We start from the raw sequence: 15,474 nt of genomic DNA on the forward strand, positions 1-15,474 counted from the left end.
TTGGCAATTTGCTGTAATGCGCCGCGCCAAAACCGGCACACTGCCCAAAGTGTGCCCCGCAGCACCCTCGGGGCGTGAAAATTGGGGCGCAACGGTTGTAATTTTGGACGCGAACGGGTATAATAAAAGCTACAAGACGGCGCGTGATCGCCGTTTGAATCAAGATCCTTTTGCGGGACGCCCGCTGGAAAAATCAAGCTGAAACAACGTTTCAACTGCAAAAAGGAGTGTACTGAATCTATGAAAAAATCTTGCTTGGTCGCTGTGATCGCTGTTCTGGCTGCTGTGGCTGGTGCGCTGGCTGCTGTGGCACTTTACCTGAACCGCCGCGAGAAGGAGCTGGACGAATACGAGCGCCTGCTGTTCGGCGAGGATGACGCAACCACCGTAGAGCCGGAGGAAGCCGCTGCTGAGGACGAGACCGAGGCAGAGTAATCCCCTGAATACCGGAAACTGCCGGGAAGATAAGCGCAGCGGGGCGCACGGAGCAGTCTGTCTGAACGGACTTGCCCCGGTGCGCCCTTTTTGTACATAAGGAGAAGGAACATGAAGCGTTTTTTGCTTTGGCTCATCAGTGTGGCGCTGGGCGTGGTGGTGCTGCTGGCGGCTGTGATGGGGGTAAGCTATGCCTTTACCACCGAGGGCGGCTGCCCGGACGACGCGGCGCAGTTCGGCGGGCAGGCGCTGGAAGCCAACGGCTCCTGCTGGCAGGTGCCGCTGCTGGGCGGCAAGCTGGATAAGGTGTTTGCCAGCCCCGCCACCCTGAGCGTGCAGAAGCTGGGGGTGCTGTACACCGCCCACCCGGAGCTGACGTTGCCGGACTGGACGGGCTACACCGCCCTGACCATCCAGAATACGGCGGGGGATGTGCTGTTTGCGGGCAGCGCGGGGGAGTACCAGAACTTCCTTTTCCCCGCGAACGGCGAGTATAAGGCGGAGCTGACCGCATGGCGCGTGTCCAAGGGCGGCACCATCGGGCCAGTTCGAGGGCGGCAGCACCGGGCAGCTGCGCAAAAATCTGGGGCTGGAGCGGCCCGCAAAGCCCACCGGCTGGTACCGGTACAGCTTTCGCTTTACCTTGCAGGCCAGCGCGGAGGTGGAGCTTTCCGCCGAGCGGGTGGAGCAGGGCGGCACGGTGGGCGTGCGCATCTCCGGCATGACCGGGGACGCCGTGCCCACCATCGAGACCGACCTTGGCAGCGTGCAGTGCGTGCGCGCCGCCGAGGGCTGGCGCGCCTATATCCCGGCGGCGTATAACGCCTCCTCCGGCGGGCATGAGGTAAACATCACGGTGAACGGCGAGACCATCACCCGCACCCTGACCGTGCTGCCGAAGGACTTTGGCACGGCAGAGGTAGAGGCCGAAGAGCCCGCCCCGGAGAGCGCCAACGCCCAGTTCCGCAGCGCCATCTGGCCGCTGTACGAAGCTGCCGCCACCGCCAAGCAGTGGCAGGGCGGCTTTGTGTCCCCTGCTGAGGACTCCATGACCTTGGTGGACTACGGGCAAATTAAAGTAACGAACGGCCAGCGGGGCAGCCGCTCCAATTCCACAAAGCTGTACACCATCCCCGGTGCGCCCTGCCGCGCCGCAGCCAACGGCACGGTGGTGTTTGCGGGAAATCTGGAACTTACCGGCAACACGGTGGTCATCGACCACGGCTGCGGGCTGCGCAGCTATCTGTACGGCTTGCAGGAGCTTTCGGTCAGCAAGGGACAGACCGTGGAAAAGGGACAGGCTGTGGGTGCACTGGGAGAAGAGCTGACCATGGACTTCAAGCTGGGCAGCAAGAGCGTGAACCCGCGTCTGCTGTTCCAGACTTCCGGCGGGCTGTTCTGGAAGGAAAATGGCTGAGCTGCAACATATAGGAGGAATTGCATTGAAAAAGAGGATCATTGCATGGGCGGTGCTGCTCTCGGTATGCGCAGCAGCCCTTGGACTGTGGTGCAGTGCCGCCGCCGGCAAAACTGCCCGCACCCTGCCCTGTGAAGAGGAGGGGCTTATCCTTTCCATCACCACCTTTGACGGCAAGAGCGAATCCAAACCCTTCCTCAAGTGTTTCGGGCATACATGGATCGGGCTGGACAACCGCACCGGGCACACGGTCTACCTGAAGGATCGCGCCATCCCGGACGGCGAGATGGTCACCTTCTCGGTCTGGGCGGTGTCGGGGCTTTCGGGGCTGCTGTTCGATCTGGAACCGTGCTATATCGCCAATTACGGACGCTACTCCGGCAGATTGTCCCTGAGCACCAATATCGGGGAGGAGCAGCTGAAGGTCATCGAGGACTACATGGAACAGCACGATAAATGGACGGTGGACAAGAATTGCAGCTACTGGTCGATCCATCTGTGGAACGCAGTGGTGGACGAGGAGGCAGCCCTGAAGATCCGGGGCTTTGTCTGCACGCCCGAAAAAATTGAACAGGCCTTCAGCGCCTTTGACTGCGTGGAGGTGGACAAGGACTTCTCCCGCGCAGGGGGCATCTACTGCTACAAGGACGGAGAGAGAACGGAGCTGCAATTATGTTCATAAGATTCATCACAAGCAGGCTGCTGCGGGTCATCGTGTGCGCAGCGGCGGGGCTGTACGGCCTGTACAACGCCATCTCCTGCTTTGTCACCCTGTATAAGGCAGGGCATCAGCCCTACCTGATGGCCGGAACGGTGCGGTTCGATTTTCAGGGCTACTACATGATGGCCGCCATGCACGTTGGCATCTGCCTGCTTTTGGGGGTGCTGGTGTGGCTCTTCCTCAAAGGAACGAAAAAACTGCGGGAAAAGACCGCGGTCAGGTGAATTTGCGGTTTTTCTGTAACGTTTTTCCTCCTTGTGCGTTATTGGGGTGAAAGGGCACACGAAAGCCCGCAAAGGAGGAAATGACCATGAAACTGGAATGTGACGTGATCCGCGATTTGTTGCCCCTGTACGCCGAAAAGCTTGCCAGCCCCGCCAGCAGTGCGCTGGTGGAACAGCACCTTTCAGCGTGCCCCGCCTGCCGTGCGGAACTGGAACAGATGGAAAAGCCGGTGCTGGTGCAGCCGGAGTCCCAGCCGGATGCACCGCTGCGGAGCATCCGAAAGACCTTGCAGAAAAAGAGCGTCCGCATAGCGGCGGCAGCGGTTCTGGCAGTGCTGTGCGCTTTTGGGCTGGTGTTCTGGATGGGCGGCGCAAAAACGCCGGTGACGGCAGAACAGGCGAAAATCTGGACTTACAACAAAAAGGAAAACGAGGCCAACCTCTGTGTGCTGGAAGTGCAGGGCGAAAACGTCTGGCTGGAACTGGAAGGCTCCTTTAACTGGGGCAAACCATCCGTTACTGTCCGGGCGGTGCGCTATACCTTCCCGCACATCCATGCCGCGCTGGAAGGGCTGCTGGGCACATCGGCTTCCGATACCAGCATCACAGTCTCCGGCACACAGCTGCTGACAGTGCAATGCGCCGACGAGACCCGCTATTACAGGGACGGTCAGCGGGTGGAGCGGTTCATCCTGAAAAAAGAGGATGGAACGCAGACCTATGTTTACGAATCTGAGGATGTGGTCACACAGGAACAAGGCGTGTTTGAGAAGGGCTGACTATGGACATTGAAACCATCTACCGGCTCTATTTCCGGGACGTCTGCCTGTTTTTGCAGGGGCTTACCCGCAGCGAAGCGCTGGCCGAGGAGCTGACGCAGGAGACCTTTTTCCGGGCGCTGGACGGCCTCAAGGACTATGACGGCAAGCAGGATGTGCGGGCGTGGCTGTTTACGGTGGCGCGCAACGCCTACTACGACCACTGCCGCCGCGCAAAGCACGCCGCCCCGCTGGAAGATGCCGAAACAAAAGCCGCCGACAGCCCGGACATTGCGCAGCTTTTGGTGGACAAGGACGCCGCCTTTACGGTGCACCAGTGTCTGCACGCGCTGGAAGAACCCTACAAGGAGGTTTTCAGCCTGCGGGTGTTCGGCGAGCTGCCCTTTGACCGCATCGGGGCGATTTTTGGTCATAATGCCGCATGGGCGCGGGTGACCTATTACCGCGCCAAGACCCGCATCCAGACCATGCTGGAACAGCGGAAATGATCGGGAATGCCCTCCGCTGCGCTCTGGGCATAAGCTAAGGAAAAATTATTTATAATTTCGGAAACCCGGAGCGTCTGCGGACGCTCCGGGTTTCCATTTTCACAGGTGGGGTTTACCCCCTCAGTCTTTGCTACGCAAAGCCAGCTCCCCCAAGGGGACGCCTAACTCCCTCAGTCAAAACCTGACGGTTTTGACAGCTCCCTCAGGGAGGGAGCCTCTGGCATGGCGGGAAAGTTTCTTATTGCGCTTGATACTTTAAAACAGGGCTGACGGCGTGCGCCCTCTCCGTCTTTGCTTCGCAAATCCACCTCTCCCAAAGGGAGAGGCAAGAACACCGCCGGAAGCTTTCTCATTGCACCTAAAACTTTAGTGATGAACTTTACGGCTTGGCTCCCCCTGAGAGGAAAGACTTCCCCCGCTCCGGGGGAAGATGTCACCGCAGGGGACAAAAGGGGGAATCTGGCGCGGGAGCGCCTGAAAGGGTTCGTCCCCGCAGCGCCGCGCTTTCGCAGAAAGCGGCGCTGCAAATGCTGTTTGCCGTTACGACCCCCTCTGTAAAAAAGTGGCTCAGAAACGCCCGCAGGCGTTTCTGAGCCACAAATTATAATAATATTTTTCCGCTGAAAATGGCTAGAGCGCAAGCGGAAGCCATTTTAAATCGTCCTGCTCCGGGTCAGGCCTTCTCAGAGGGCTTGCTCAGGTCTACGCTGCGGATGATCTTGCGCACCGGCAGGATGCTCTTGGCGTTCATGGACAGCTCGTCCACGCCCATGCGCAGGAAGGTCTCGGTCAGGGCGGTGTCGGCGCCCAGCTCGCCGCAGATGCCTACCCAGATGCCGTGACGGTGACCGGCTTCAATGGTCATCTTGATGGCGCGTAGCACGGCGGGGTGGTGCGGGTTGAAGAAGGGCTCCAGCTTTGCGTTCTGACGGTCCAGTGCGCAGGTGTACTGGGTCAGGTCGTTGGTGCCGATGGAGAAGAAGTCGCACTCGGCGGCCAGCTCGTCCGCGATGAGCACGGCGGCGGGGGTCTCGATCATGGTGCCAACTTCAACGTTCTGCCCCATCTTGACGCCCTCGGCGGTCAGCTCGGCGCGGCACTCTTCCAGAACAGCCTTGGCGTCCTGCAGCTCCCGCAGGCTGGTGATCATGGGGAACATGATGCTCATGTTGCCGTAGGCAGAAGCCCGCAGCAGCGCGCGCAGCTGGGTCTTGAAGAAGTCCTTGCGGGTCAGGCAGATGCGGATGGCGCGGTAGCCCAGCGCGGGGTTATCCTCGTGATCCAGCTTCATATAATCCACGGTCTTATCTGCGCCGATATCACAGGTGCGCACGACCACCTTGCGGGGTGCAAGGCTTTCCACCACCTGCTTGTAAGCCTCGAACTGGTAGTCCTCGGTGGGGAAGTCCTTGCAGTTCAGGTAAACGAACTCGGTGCGGAACAGACCCACGCCGCCGGCGTCGTTCTGCTGCACAGCACCCACATCGCCCATGCCGCCGATGTTGGCAAACACGTTGATGGTCTTGCCGTCCAGCGTGGTGTTGGGCTTGCCCTTCAGCTCCTGCAGCAGGGCCTGCTTTTTCTGGTCCTCCTGCTGGCGCTTTTTCAGGCTCTTGAGCAGGTCGGGGGTGGGGTCCACATACACACAGGCGTTGTAGCCGTCCACCACAGCCATCTTGCCGTCCCAGTCGTCCTGAATGGCCTTGCACTGGATCAGGGCGGGGATGTTCATGCTGCGTGCCAGAATGGCGGTGTGGCTGTTGGAGCTGCCCTCGCGGGTGATAAAACCCAGCAGCAGGCTCTTGTCCATGCGCACGGTCTCGGAGGGAGCCAGATCCTCGGCTACCAGAATGCTGGGCTCGGTGCCCTGCAGAGAAGCGTTGTCCACCCCCTGCAGAATGTCCAGCATGGCCTGTGCAATGTCCAGCACATCGGCGCTGCGGGCCTGCAGATACGGGTCATCCATGGCAGAGAACACCGCAGCCTGATTGTTGCCGGCGGTCTTGACGGCGTACTCGGCGCACATCTTCTGCCCGTTGATGATCTCCTTGATGGCATCCACAAAGTCGTCATCATCCAGCATCATGGCGTGGATGTTGAACACCTCGGCGATGTCCTCACCGGCTTCTGCCAGTGCCTTTTCGTACAGGGCGGTCTGCTGCTCAATGGCCTTCTGGCGGGCAGCTTCAAAGCGCTCCAGTTCTGCGGCGGTATCTGCCACAGGAGCGGTGGAAATCGCGGTATCTTTTTTCTTATAGATCTTCTTTCTTATAGATCTTCAGCTTGCCAATGGCGATGCCATTGAGCACGCTTTTGCCGGTGCCTACCTGCATAGCACGTTCTCCTTCCACTTACAGCCGGACGTGCAGCGCCCGGCGTTTTGTCAAAAAAGCCCCCGCAGTTTTCCCGCGAGGGCTCGGCTTTCAAGCCGCGGCTCAGACGTTCTCGCTCAGGAACTTCTGGATGGCCTCTGCGGCTGCTTCTTCATCATCGCCTTCGACCTTGATGGTCACGGTCTCGCCCTGCTTGACGCCCATGCCCATCAGGGCCATCAGCTTGCGCATATCGCAGCTCTTGCCGTCCTTCTCGAGGGTAGCGGTGCTTGCAAAACCCTTCACGGTCTTGACCAGCAGACCGGCGGGACGGGCGTGGATGCCGCAGGCATCCTTAACAGTGTACTGAAATTCCTTCATAATCATTTTCTCCTTACTGGATCCCTCTGCCCGGGCTGCACATTCAGCCCCGGAACATGGCTTTGCCAACGGGGATCGGTATACTACTATTATAAACCCGTACCGGTTTTTTTGCACCGTTTCATATTGCCGATTTTTACAAGAATTTTTTGTTACATTTAAACATACGGATGCGACAAAAATCCGTGTTTTGTCTAATTTTTGTCGAATCGTTTGTAAAAACTAGGCAGTTTGTGCAACTGCCGGACAAGAGCTTAAAAAAGGTCGTTTTTCCCCGAATGCTGTCCCTATTCCACAGGGTAGCCCTCCGCGTCCAGCGGCAGCTCGGTGTAGGGCGCTGCCTGCGGGGCGGCTTCGGGCTCTGTCTCCGGTTCACCGGAGGTCTGCTGCGCGGTGTCGTCGGTCAGCTGCTCATCGTGCCGCTCGCCCCAGTCGCCGCTGTAATCCTCGCCGGAGGTCTGCTTTGCCAGCTCGTTCTGGGCGTCCTGCAGCCCCAGCACCGTGCCGGAGGGCTTTTCCAGCAGATATGCGCCCACGGCCTTCTTTTTGTACACCAGCAGCACGCCGTAGCGGCTGGTCTCGCCGTTGCTTGCCGCCGGGAGCAGCGCCGACCATTTTTCCACCGTTTTGCCCTTGTAGCGGGCAAGATCCATGCCGCTTTGCTGCACCACCCCGTTGAAAGCGGAAAAGCTGTCGTCCCACTTGCGGGGGATCTTGACCTTATCCGCCGTGATGGATGCGCCATCCACCTCCAGCCCGTAGCCGGTGAACCATGTCTGGATGTCCTGTGCGCTCTCGATACGGTTCACCGGGGCAGCCACCGCCACCGTCCGGGTACTGATGAACCGCCCCAGCATGGCGCTGAACACCACCAGCGCGCAGCACGCTGCCCCTGCTCCCAGCTTTTTCAGGCTCGTCTTGCTCAGTGTTACCACAAACATATCCCCATGCCTCCCCGCCATTTGCGCTTGCATACTCTGCCACCAGCTTATGCACAAAAACAGGGAAGTATGCCCTGTTTTTGCGGCAGGGGGGATGATTTAAAATGTGCTCCGCTGCGGGAAAGGCTTTTGCGGGCTTTCAGCGGGCTGAACCCTCTCAGGCGCTCCCGCGCCAGATTCCCCCTTTTGTCACCTGCGGTGACATCTTCCCCCGGAGCGGGGGAAGTCTTTCCTCAAAGGGAGAGCCAAGCCGTTACGTTCGTTGCTAAAGCATTAGGATATAATGAGGAAGCTTTCGGCAATGCTCTTGGCTCTCCCTTTGGGAGAGCTGGCAAAGCCGTAGGCTTTGACTGAGAGGGCGCACGCCGTTGCCCTCAGTGCTAAATCGTCAAGCGCAACAAGAAACTTTCCCGCCACCTCAAAAAGCTCCCCCTTCGGGGGAGCTGGCATCGCGCAGCGATGACTGAGAGGGTATCCCCTGCGGAGCGCATTCCCAATCGTCCCACGGCAGGAAAAAGGCCGCTGCACAGGGCGTGTGCAGCAGCCTTTTTAGGTTACCCGATATAGCTGATATTGGCGTCCAGCTCACCGCTGTAACCGTTGATGCGGGCCTTCTCGGTGCCCTGCCACAGGTCACAGCCGATGGGGCTGGAGGAGACGCCGTAGTGGGCGTTCCAGATGGTGTAGCGGCTGCGCAGGGTGTTGTAATCCACCCGCTTGCGGTACCATGTGGTGGAGGCGTACACGCCGGGCTTGTAGCCCAGCTCCTTTACCCGCTCACAGAAGGCGATGGCGCACTTGGTGCGGTCCTCAGCGCCCAGACCGTCGGCGCGGCCGGTGCCGCCCGGGGCGGTGGAAGCCTCGGTGTCGTAGAAGATGGGGTAGTCCAGCATCCGGCCGTTCAGTGCCCAGTTGCAGCCCTCGGCCTCCTCCTGCGCCTCGGCTTCGTTCACGGCCTGCGTAAAGAAATACACGCCCACCTTCAACCCCGCATTGCGGGCGTTGGTGAAGTGCTCCTCGAACATGGGGTCCTTGACCAGGTTTCCCGCAGCGCCGTAGCCCCGGTAGCCGATGCGGATGATGACGAAGCTCACGCCGGATTTTTTGATCTTGTTCCAGTCCAGCCCGGACTGATACTTGGACACGTCGATGCCAAAAGTTACATTGTCCTGTTTAACGCCGTTAGCGTCGAAATAATACAGCTTGCCGTCAATGGAGCGCAGACCGGTGACCTTTTTGTTGGTGTCCTGCGCGTAGTAGTAGGTCTTGCCGTTCTCGGTGCGCCAGCCGGAGTAGGCGGGCTCCTCCTCCTTAATGCCGAACAGCCAGTTGAACAGCCAACGGAAAAAGCCGTTTTCATCGGTCAGGTCGATGCACTGCGCTTCGGCATCCTCCAGCGCGCCGGAATCCAGCGCCTGCTGGATCTGCTCCGGGGTCAGCAGTACGCTGTCCTCCGGGGTGTGCTGGCTGGCGGTGTCGTTCTGGGCGGTGCCGTCCGCTGCGGGAGCCTGCGGGTCCTGTGCGGCCAGCTCCGGGGTCTCCTCCAGCAGTATGGCAGGGGAGTTCTCCTCTTCCAGGGCGGCATCCTCGGCGGGCTGTGCCGGTGCTTCCGGTGCTTCTACGGTCTCTTCCGGTGCGGTAGTTTCGGCTTCGGCGGTTTCCGGTTTTTCTGTCTGCACCGGGGCGGGGTCAGTCTGCTGCGGCTGCGCGGTGCTTTCCGCTTCCTGCTCCGGGGCGGTGGCCGCTGTGCTCTCGGTGGCCGGTGCAGGGTCAGCCGCTGCCGGGCTGCTTGCCTGCGGCGTTTCGGCGGTAATATGGGGCACGACCGCACCCACGGTCAAAGTTTCCGGCTGTGCAGACAGCAGGGTCGCTGCCCCTGTGCCGCCCACAGCCAGAACCAGCGCCATGGTCAGCGCTGCAACGGCTGCCGCCGCCTTGCGGCGGGCTGTGCCGGATCGGTCAAATCGTTTTTTCATCTGTCGTCTCTGCCTCCGAATCTCCCGGTGGTGCAGCGCTGCGCTGCACCGGGTCTTTGCCCCTTGCCCGGGGCGGGCCCGCTTTTATTCCACGCCGCCCATGCGCTCAGGATAAAAAGGACGGCGGATAATAACTTTACTTTTCCTCTAGTATACACCCGCACGCGGGGAGCAGTCAACGGCACAGCGGGCTTCTACACAAATTCTCCACCGGGGCAGTGTGTCGGAAAATGTTCCAAATGGAATACGTTCCGGCGGGGCAGAACATTGCACAAAGCCGAAATTTCACAATTTTTCCAGCAACCCCTTGCTGTCTTGACAGGTGTATGGTATGATACAGGGCATACGTTCGTAACCTTAACGATCTGTTTTGGATAGAGAGGCAAGTTTTATGTCGAAGCTGAAAGAATTTTTGGCGCGGAAGGATATCGTCATCTCTCCGCAGCGTTACCTCATTGACGCGCTGGGCGCAATGGCGCAGGGCCTGTTTGCCAGTCTGCTCATCGGCACCATCATCAAGACGGTGGGTCAGCAGACCGGTCTTGCACTGCTGGTGGATCTGGGCGGCTACGCCACTGCTATGAGCGGCCCCGCCATGGCCTGCGCCATCGGTTGGGCACTGCACTGCCCGCCGCTGGTGCTGTTCAGCCTGATCACCGTGGGTTACTCGGCCAATGCGCTGGGCGGTGCAGGTGGCCCGCTGGCCGTGCTCATCATTGCCATTGTGGCAGCAGAGCTGGGCAAGGCAGTGAGCAAGGAGACCAAGGTGGATATCCTTGTCACCCCGCTGGTGACCATCTTTGCGGGCGTCGGGCTTTCCATGCTCATCGCCGCACCTATCGGCGCAGCCGCAAGTCAGGTGGGCACCCTGATCATGTGGGCCACCGAGCAGGCTCCGCTGGTCATGGGCATTCTGGTGTCGGTCATCGTGGGCGTGGCACTGACCCTGCCCATCTCCTCCGCCGCCATCTGCGCCGCACTGGGTCTGACCGGCCTTGCCGGCGGCGCTGCCGTGGCAGGCTGCTGCGCCCAGATGGTGGGCTTTGCCGTGATGAGCTACAAGGAGAACGGTGTAGGCGGCCTTGTCAGTCAGGGTCTGGGCACCAGTATGCTGCAGATGGGCAACATCATCAAGAACCCCCGCATCTGGATCGCTCCTACGCTGGCCAGTGCCATCACCGGCCCGCTGGCTACCTGCCTGTTCCACTTTGAGATGAACGGCGCGGCGGTGTCCTCCGGCATGGGCACCTGCGGTCTGGTGGGTCAGATCGGCGTCTACACCGGCTGGGTCAGCGATATTGCCGCCGGTACCAAGGCTGCCATCACTCCCATGGATTGGGCTGCGATGGTGCTGCTGTGCTTTGTGCTGCCCGCTGTGCTCAGCGTAGTGTTCTGCGAGGTGGAGCGCAAGCTGGGCTGGATCAAGGAAGGCGATTTGAAGCTGAACTAAATAGTTATAAGTGAAACCACCGGAGCGTCTGCGGATGCTCCGGTGGTTTTGTTTGTAAGGGGACGCCCTCTCAGGCGCTCCCGCGCCAGATTCCCCCTTTTGTCACCTACGGTGACATCTTCCCCCGGAGCGGGGGAAGTCTTTCCTCAAAGGGAGAGCCAAGGTCTAAGGCTCGTTGCTAAAGCTTTAGAAGTAATGAGAAAGTTTCCGGCAGTGTTCTTGGCTCTCCCCTTGGGAGAGCTGTCACCGCAGGTGACTGAGAGGGCGCACGCCGTTAACATCATCGCTAAAGTTTCGGACGCAATAAGAAACTTTGCCATTGCGCCAGAGGCTCCCTCCCCGAGGGAGCTGTCAAAGCCGTCAGGCTTTGACTGAGGGAGTTCCCCCAAATCCCATGAAAAAATACACTCAAAATGCATAAAATATGCATATATTTAATAATATCTGTATAAAGATACAGATTGAACCAAAAGAAAAGCGAAACGGGTGCTATGTTTGGCAGTTTTTAGCATTGACGGAAAACCCGCGCTGCGTATAATAAAAGCATCAACCGCAAACGAAAGACAGAGGATGCGAAGGGAAATGCGCATCAGAGAACAAAAGTGTATTTTTATTAAAGGAGCGCGTTTATCATGAAAAAGGAAAACATCAAAAAAGTTGTGCTGGCATACTCCGGCGGTCTGGATACCTCCATCATCATTCCCTGGCTGAAGGAAAACTACAATAACTGCGAGGTCGTCGCTGTCTCCGGTGACGTGGGTCAGGGCACGGAGCTGGACGGTCTGGAAGAAAAGGCCAAGGCTACCGGCGCTTCCAAGCTGTACGTGCTGGACCTGAAGAAGGACTTTGTGGAGAACTACATCTTCCCCACCCTGAAGTTCGGCGCGAAGTACGAGGACTACCTGCTGGGCACCAGCTTTGCACGTCCCTGCATCGCCAAGGCTCTGGCGGATATCGCCATCAAGGAAGGCGCAGACGCCATCTGCCACGGCTGCACCGGCAAGGGCAACGATCAGGTGCGTTTTGAGCTGACCCTCAAGGCACTTTGCCCGGATATGGCCATCATCGCTCCGTGGCGTGAGTGGGACATCAAGAGCCGTGACGAGGAGATCGACTACGCCGAGGCGCACCACATCCCCCTGAAGATCAACCGCGAGACCAACTACTCCAAGGACAAGAACCTGTGGCACCTGAGCCACGAGGGTCTGGATCTGGAGTGCCCCGCCAACGAGCCCCAGTACAATAAGCCCGGCTTTCTGGAGCTGGGTGTCAGCCCCGAGCAGGCACCCGATGTGCCCACCTATGTGACCATCCACTTTGAAAAGGGTGTTCCCACCGCTGTGGACGGCAAGGAGATGGGCGCTGTGGAGCTGGTGGAGTACCTGAATAAGCTGGGCGGCGCAAACGGCATCGGTCTGCTGGACATCGTGGAGAACCGTCTGGTGGGCATGAAGAGCCGCGGCGTGTACGAGACCCCCGGCGGCGCCATCCTGTACAAGGCCATTGACGTGCTGGAGACCATCACGCTGGACAAGGAAAGCTCTCACTTCAAGGCACAGCTGGCACAGAAGTACGCCGATATCGTGTACAACGGCCAGTGGTTCACCCCGCTGCGCGAGGCACTGGATGCCTTTGCCGACAGTCTGGAAAAGACTGTTACCGGCGATGTGAAGCTGAAGCTCTACAAGGGCAACATGATCAACGCCGGTGTCACCTCTCCGTACACCCTGTACGACGAGCAGACCGCTTCCTTCGGTGAGGACGAGGACTACAATCAGGCCGATGCCGCAGGCTTCATCAACCTGTTCGGCCTGTCCATCAAGGAGCGTGCAAAGCTGTCCAAGAACTGGCCGGAGGTCAAGTAACCGCAACATTTTCGACTGCGTGTGTTTTCACACTTTCACACGCGGGTTCTCACACCGGCATCGTTGCCGGCGGCACCGCCGCAGGAGCGTTTTCCCCTGCGGCGGCTTTGCCGTTTTTATAAGGAGTTTATATTATGGCAGAACAACTCTGGAAAGGTCGGTTTTCCAAGGCGGTGGACAGCCGCGTCAACGACTTCAACTCCTCCATCCGCTTCGACCAGCGGATGATCGCGCAGGATATGCGCGGCAGCGGCGTCCATGCCGCCATGCTGGCACGGCAGGGCATCATCTCGGAGCAGGACTGTGCGGATATCCTCAGCGGTCTGGCTTCCATCGCGGACGACCTGTCCAGCGGTGCGCTGACCATCGACCCCGCCGCCGAGGACGTGCACACCTTTGTGGAGCAGACCCTGACCGCCCGTATCGGGGATGCGGGCAAGCGGCTGCACACCGGCCGCAGCCGCAACGATCAGGTGGCGCTGGATATCCGCCTGACTTTGCGGGATTACAGCAAGACCTTGCAGGCCTACATCGTGGAGCTGGTGCGGGTGCTGTGCAAAAAGGCGGCGGAGAACACCGCCTCCGTCATGCCCGGCTACACCCATCTGCAGCGTGCCCAGCCCATCACCTTCGGCCACGCGCTGATGGCCTACGCTTCCATGCTGCTGCGCGACCTCGACCGCTTTGCGGACGCCACCGCCCGCATGGACAGCCAGTGCCCGCTGGGCTCGGGTGCGTTGGCAGGCACTACTTACCCGCTGGACCGGGATTTCACCGCCGAAAAGCTGGGCTTCGCCGCCCCCTGCGCCAACAGTCTGGACGGCGTGTCCGACCGTGATTTCTGCATCGAGCTTGCAAGCGCCATTTCCATCTGCATGATGCACCTGTCCCGGCTTTCCGAGGAGATCATCCTGTGGTGCAGCTGGGAGTTCAAGTTCATCGAGCTGGACGATGCCTTTACCACCGGCTCGTCCATCATGCCCCAGAAGAAGAACCCCGACGTTACCGAGCTCATCCGCGGCAAGACCGGCCGGGTGTACGGCGACCTGAACACCCTGCTGGTGATGATGAAGGGTCTGCCGCTGGCCTACAACAAGGATATGCAGGAGGACAAGGAAGCCATCTTTGATGCAGTGGACACCTTGGAGCTCTGTCTCAAGACCATCACCCCCATGCTGGACACCATGAAGACCCTGCCCGCCAATATGCGCCGCGCCGCCGCAAAGGGCTTTATCAACGCCACCGACTGTGCCGACTACCTGACCAAGAAGGGAATGCCCTTCCGGGATGCCTACAAGCTGACCGGCTGCATGGTGTCGGACTGCATTGCCGCCGACAAAACGCTGGAGGAGCTGACCCTGACCCAGTTCCAGAGCTACAGCCCGCTGTTTGAAGCCGATATCTATGATGCCATCGACCTTGTGCACTGCTGCGAGGGTCGCACCAGCTACGGCGGCGCAGCGCCGCCAGTGTCCAGCGTGCAGATCGCGCTGGCAACGGCGCGGCTGGACGCATGGGAGGAGGAAAACGCATGAAGGTAAAGGTGTTTATTGATGGCTCTTCCGGCACCACCGGCCTGCGCATCGCCGACCGTCTGGCCGAGCGCCCGGAGATCGAGCTGCTGTCCATCTCTGCCGAAGGGCGCAAGGACGTGCACGAGCGGGCAAAGGTCATCAATTCTGCCGACCTTGCCTTCCTCTGCCTGCCGGATGCGGCTTCTAAAGAAGTCATTCCCCTGCTGCGCCCGGACGTGAAGGTGCTGGATACCTCCACCGCCTTCCGCACCGATGCCGCATGGGACTACGGTTTCCCGGAGCTGAAGGGACAGAAGGCAAAAATTCAGAACTCTTACCGCGTGGCAGTGCCCGGCTGCTATGCCAGCGGCTTTATCAGCATTGCCCGCCCGCTGGTGGAGCTGGGGCTGGTGGCAAAGGAGTACCCCTTCAGCTGCACCGGTATCTCCGGCTACTCCGGCGGCGGCAAAAAGATGATCGCGGACTACGAAAGCCCCGACCGCCCGGCGCACAGCAAGCTGGATGCGCCCAAAAGCTACGGCCTGAGCCTTGGCCACAAGCACCTGCCGGAGATGCAGAAGATCAGCGGTCTTGCGCACACGCCGATGTTCGTGCCGGTGGTGTGCGACTACTACTGCGGGATGCAGGTGCTGGTGCCGCTGGATCTTGGCCTTGCGGGCACCACTGCCGAGGCCGTGGCTGCCGCCCTTGCGGACTACTACAAGGACGCCGCCACCGTCAAGGTGCACGGCCTGAACGAGCCACTGCCGGAAAACGGCCTGTACTCCAATGCCATGGCGGGCACCGACCGCATGGAGCTGTACCTGACCGTGAACGCCGCCGGAGAGCAGATGATGCTGGTCTCGTTGTTTGATAATCTGGGCAAAGGCTCCTCCGGCGCCGCCGTCCAGTGCATGAACCTGATGCTGGGTCTGGAAGAGACCAAAGGGTTGGAATAAACTTGTTTTTCT

Annotated in this window: 14 protein-coding genes and 1 pseudogene; 11 read left to right on the top strand and 4 right to left on the bottom strand. The window is 59.7% G+C overall.

The features are described 5' to 3' along the window. The first annotated feature begins 240 nt into the window (after window positions 1-240). The 7 genes from ACXPUX_RS03850 to ACXPUX_RS03880 all read left to right on the top strand — a co-directional run bounded on the left by ACXPUX_RS03850 (window position 241) and on the right by ACXPUX_RS03880 (window position 4,064). Complete coding sequence (locus ACXPUX_RS03850) at window positions 241-435, top strand: phosphatase (RefSeq protein ID WP_249240862.1); 195 nt, start codon at window positions 241-243, stop codon at window positions 433-435. A gap of 111 nt (window positions 436-546) precedes the next feature. Then, on the top strand, window positions 547-1,257 hold the full coding sequence (locus ACXPUX_RS03855; protein WP_458830167.1) for a hypothetical protein: 711 nt from the start codon (window positions 547-549) through the stop codon (window positions 1,255-1,257). A 226-nt stretch (window positions 1,258-1,483) separates the two neighbouring features. Beyond that, complete coding sequence (locus tag ACXPUX_RS03860; protein WP_458831155.1) at window positions 1,484-1,852, top strand: murein hydrolase activator EnvC family protein; 369 nt, start codon at window positions 1,484-1,486, stop codon at window positions 1,850-1,852. Between the two features lie 25 nt (window positions 1,853-1,877). After that, window positions 1,878-2,534: a hypothetical protein gene (locus ACXPUX_RS03865; protein ID WP_458830169.1), complete on the top strand. Its 657-nt coding sequence runs from the start codon at window positions 1,878-1,880 to the stop codon at window positions 2,532-2,534. Continuing rightward, window positions 2,525-2,797, top strand: coding sequence for a hypothetical protein (locus tag ACXPUX_RS03870; RefSeq protein WP_458830171.1), 273 nt, complete (start codon window positions 2,525-2,527; stop codon window positions 2,795-2,797). Before ACXPUX_RS03865 ends, ACXPUX_RS03870 begins: the two co-directional genes overlap by 10 nt. 86 nt (window positions 2,798-2,883) lie before the next feature. Continuing rightward, window positions 2,884-3,576, top strand: coding sequence for a zf-HC2 domain-containing protein (locus tag ACXPUX_RS03875; protein ID WP_458830173.1), 693 nt, complete (start codon window positions 2,884-2,886; stop codon window positions 3,574-3,576). Between the two features lie 2 nt (window positions 3,577-3,578). Next, complete coding sequence (locus tag ACXPUX_RS03880; RefSeq protein ID WP_005925319.1) at window positions 3,579-4,064, top strand: RNA polymerase sigma factor; 486 nt, start codon at window positions 3,579-3,581, stop codon at window positions 4,062-4,064. A 673-nt stretch (window positions 4,065-4,737) separates the two neighbouring features. On the opposite strand, the pseudogene ptsP reads toward ACXPUX_RS03880, so the two are convergent. The 4 genes and pseudogenes from ptsP to ACXPUX_RS03900 form a co-directional block, all read right to left on the bottom strand. Beyond that, window positions 4,738-6,397, bottom strand: a pseudogene (gene ptsP / locus ACXPUX_RS03885) (phosphoenolpyruvate--protein phosphotransferase). Between the two features lie 102 nt (window positions 6,398-6,499). Next, on the bottom strand, window positions 6,500-6,763 hold the full coding sequence (locus ACXPUX_RS03890; protein ID WP_112091379.1) for an HPr family phosphocarrier protein: 264 nt from the start codon (window positions 6,761-6,763) through the stop codon (window positions 6,500-6,502). 281 nt (window positions 6,764-7,044) lie between these two features. Beyond that, window positions 7,045-7,698, bottom strand: coding sequence for a DUF4830 domain-containing protein (locus ACXPUX_RS03895; protein ID WP_458830175.1), 654 nt, complete (start codon window positions 7,696-7,698; stop codon window positions 7,045-7,047). Window positions 7,699-8,252: 554 nt separating this feature from the next. After that, window positions 8,253-9,674: a GH25 family lysozyme gene (locus ACXPUX_RS03900; protein WP_458830177.1), complete on the bottom strand. Its 1,422-nt coding sequence runs from the start codon at window positions 9,672-9,674 to the stop codon at window positions 8,253-8,255. 391 nt (window positions 9,675-10,065) lie between these two features. Here ACXPUX_RS03900 and ACXPUX_RS03905 point away from each other — a divergent pair, with 391 nt between their 5' ends. From ACXPUX_RS03905 to argC, 4 genes are all read left to right on the top strand, one after another. Next, window positions 10,066-11,124: a PTS transporter subunit IIC gene (locus tag ACXPUX_RS03905; protein WP_316540086.1), complete on the top strand. Its 1,059-nt coding sequence runs from the start codon at window positions 10,066-10,068 to the stop codon at window positions 11,122-11,124. Between the two features lie 632 nt (window positions 11,125-11,756). Next, entirely contained in the window at window positions 11,757-12,989 is a 1,233-nt protein-coding gene (locus tag ACXPUX_RS03910; protein WP_458830180.1) for an argininosuccinate synthase, read from the top strand. A 134-nt stretch (window positions 12,990-13,123) separates the two neighbouring features. Further along, entirely contained in the window at window positions 13,124-14,524 is a 1,401-nt protein-coding gene (gene argH, locus ACXPUX_RS03915) for an argininosuccinate lyase (RefSeq protein ID WP_458830182.1), read from the top strand. Further along, a complete protein-coding gene (gene argC / locus ACXPUX_RS03920) occupies window positions 14,521-15,462 on the top strand; it encodes an N-acetyl-gamma-glutamyl-phosphate reductase (protein WP_458830184.1) in 942 nt (313 codons plus the stop codon). Before argH ends, argC begins: the two co-directional genes overlap by 4 nt. Window positions 15,463-15,474: the final 12 nt, after the last annotated feature.

The sequence above is a fragment of the Faecalibacterium sp. PGM34 genome (genome assembly GCF_054456555.1).

Bases quoted from the DNA above. Each gene is read 5' to 3' on its own strand.
- ACXPUX_RS03850 (WP_249240862.1), top strand. From the start codon at position 241: ATGAAAAAATCTTGCTTGGTCGCTGTGATCGCTGTTCTGGCTGCTGTG.
- ACXPUX_RS03855 (WP_458830167.1), top strand. From the start codon at position 547: ATGAAGCGTTTTTTGCTTTGGCTCATCAGTGTGGCGCTGGGCGTGGTG.
- ACXPUX_RS03860 (WP_458831155.1), top strand. From the start codon at position 1,484: ATGACCTTGGTGGACTACGGGCAAATTAAAGTAACGAACGGCCAGCGG.
- ACXPUX_RS03870 (WP_458830171.1), top strand. From the start codon at position 2,525: ATGTTCATAAGATTCATCACAAGCAGGCTGCTGCGGGTCATCGTGTGC.
- ACXPUX_RS03875 (WP_458830173.1), top strand. From the start codon at position 2,884: ATGAAACTGGAATGTGACGTGATCCGCGATTTGTTGCCCCTGTACGCC.
- ACXPUX_RS03880 (WP_005925319.1), top strand. From the start codon at position 3,579: ATGGACATTGAAACCATCTACCGGCTCTATTTCCGGGACGTCTGCCTG.
- ACXPUX_RS03890 (WP_112091379.1), bottom strand. From the start codon at position 6,763: ATGATTATGAAGGAATTTCAGTACACTGTTAAGGATGCCTGCGGCATC.
- ACXPUX_RS03895 (WP_458830175.1), bottom strand. From the start codon at position 7,698: ATGTTTGTGGTAACACTGAGCAAGACGAGCCTGAAAAAGCTGGGAGCA.
- ACXPUX_RS03900 (WP_458830177.1), bottom strand. From the start codon at position 9,674: ATGAAAAAACGATTTGACCGATCCGGCACAGCCCGCCGCAAGGCGGCG.
- ACXPUX_RS03905 (WP_316540086.1), top strand. From the start codon at position 10,066: ATGTCGAAGCTGAAAGAATTTTTGGCGCGGAAGGATATCGTCATCTCT.
- ACXPUX_RS03910 (WP_458830180.1), top strand. From the start codon at position 11,757: ATGAAAAAGGAAAACATCAAAAAAGTTGTGCTGGCATACTCCGGCGGT.
- argH (WP_458830182.1), top strand. From the start codon at position 13,124: ATGGCAGAACAACTCTGGAAAGGTCGGTTTTCCAAGGCGGTGGACAGC.
- argC (WP_458830184.1), top strand. From the start codon at position 14,521: ATGAAGGTAAAGGTGTTTATTGATGGCTCTTCCGGCACCACCGGCCTG.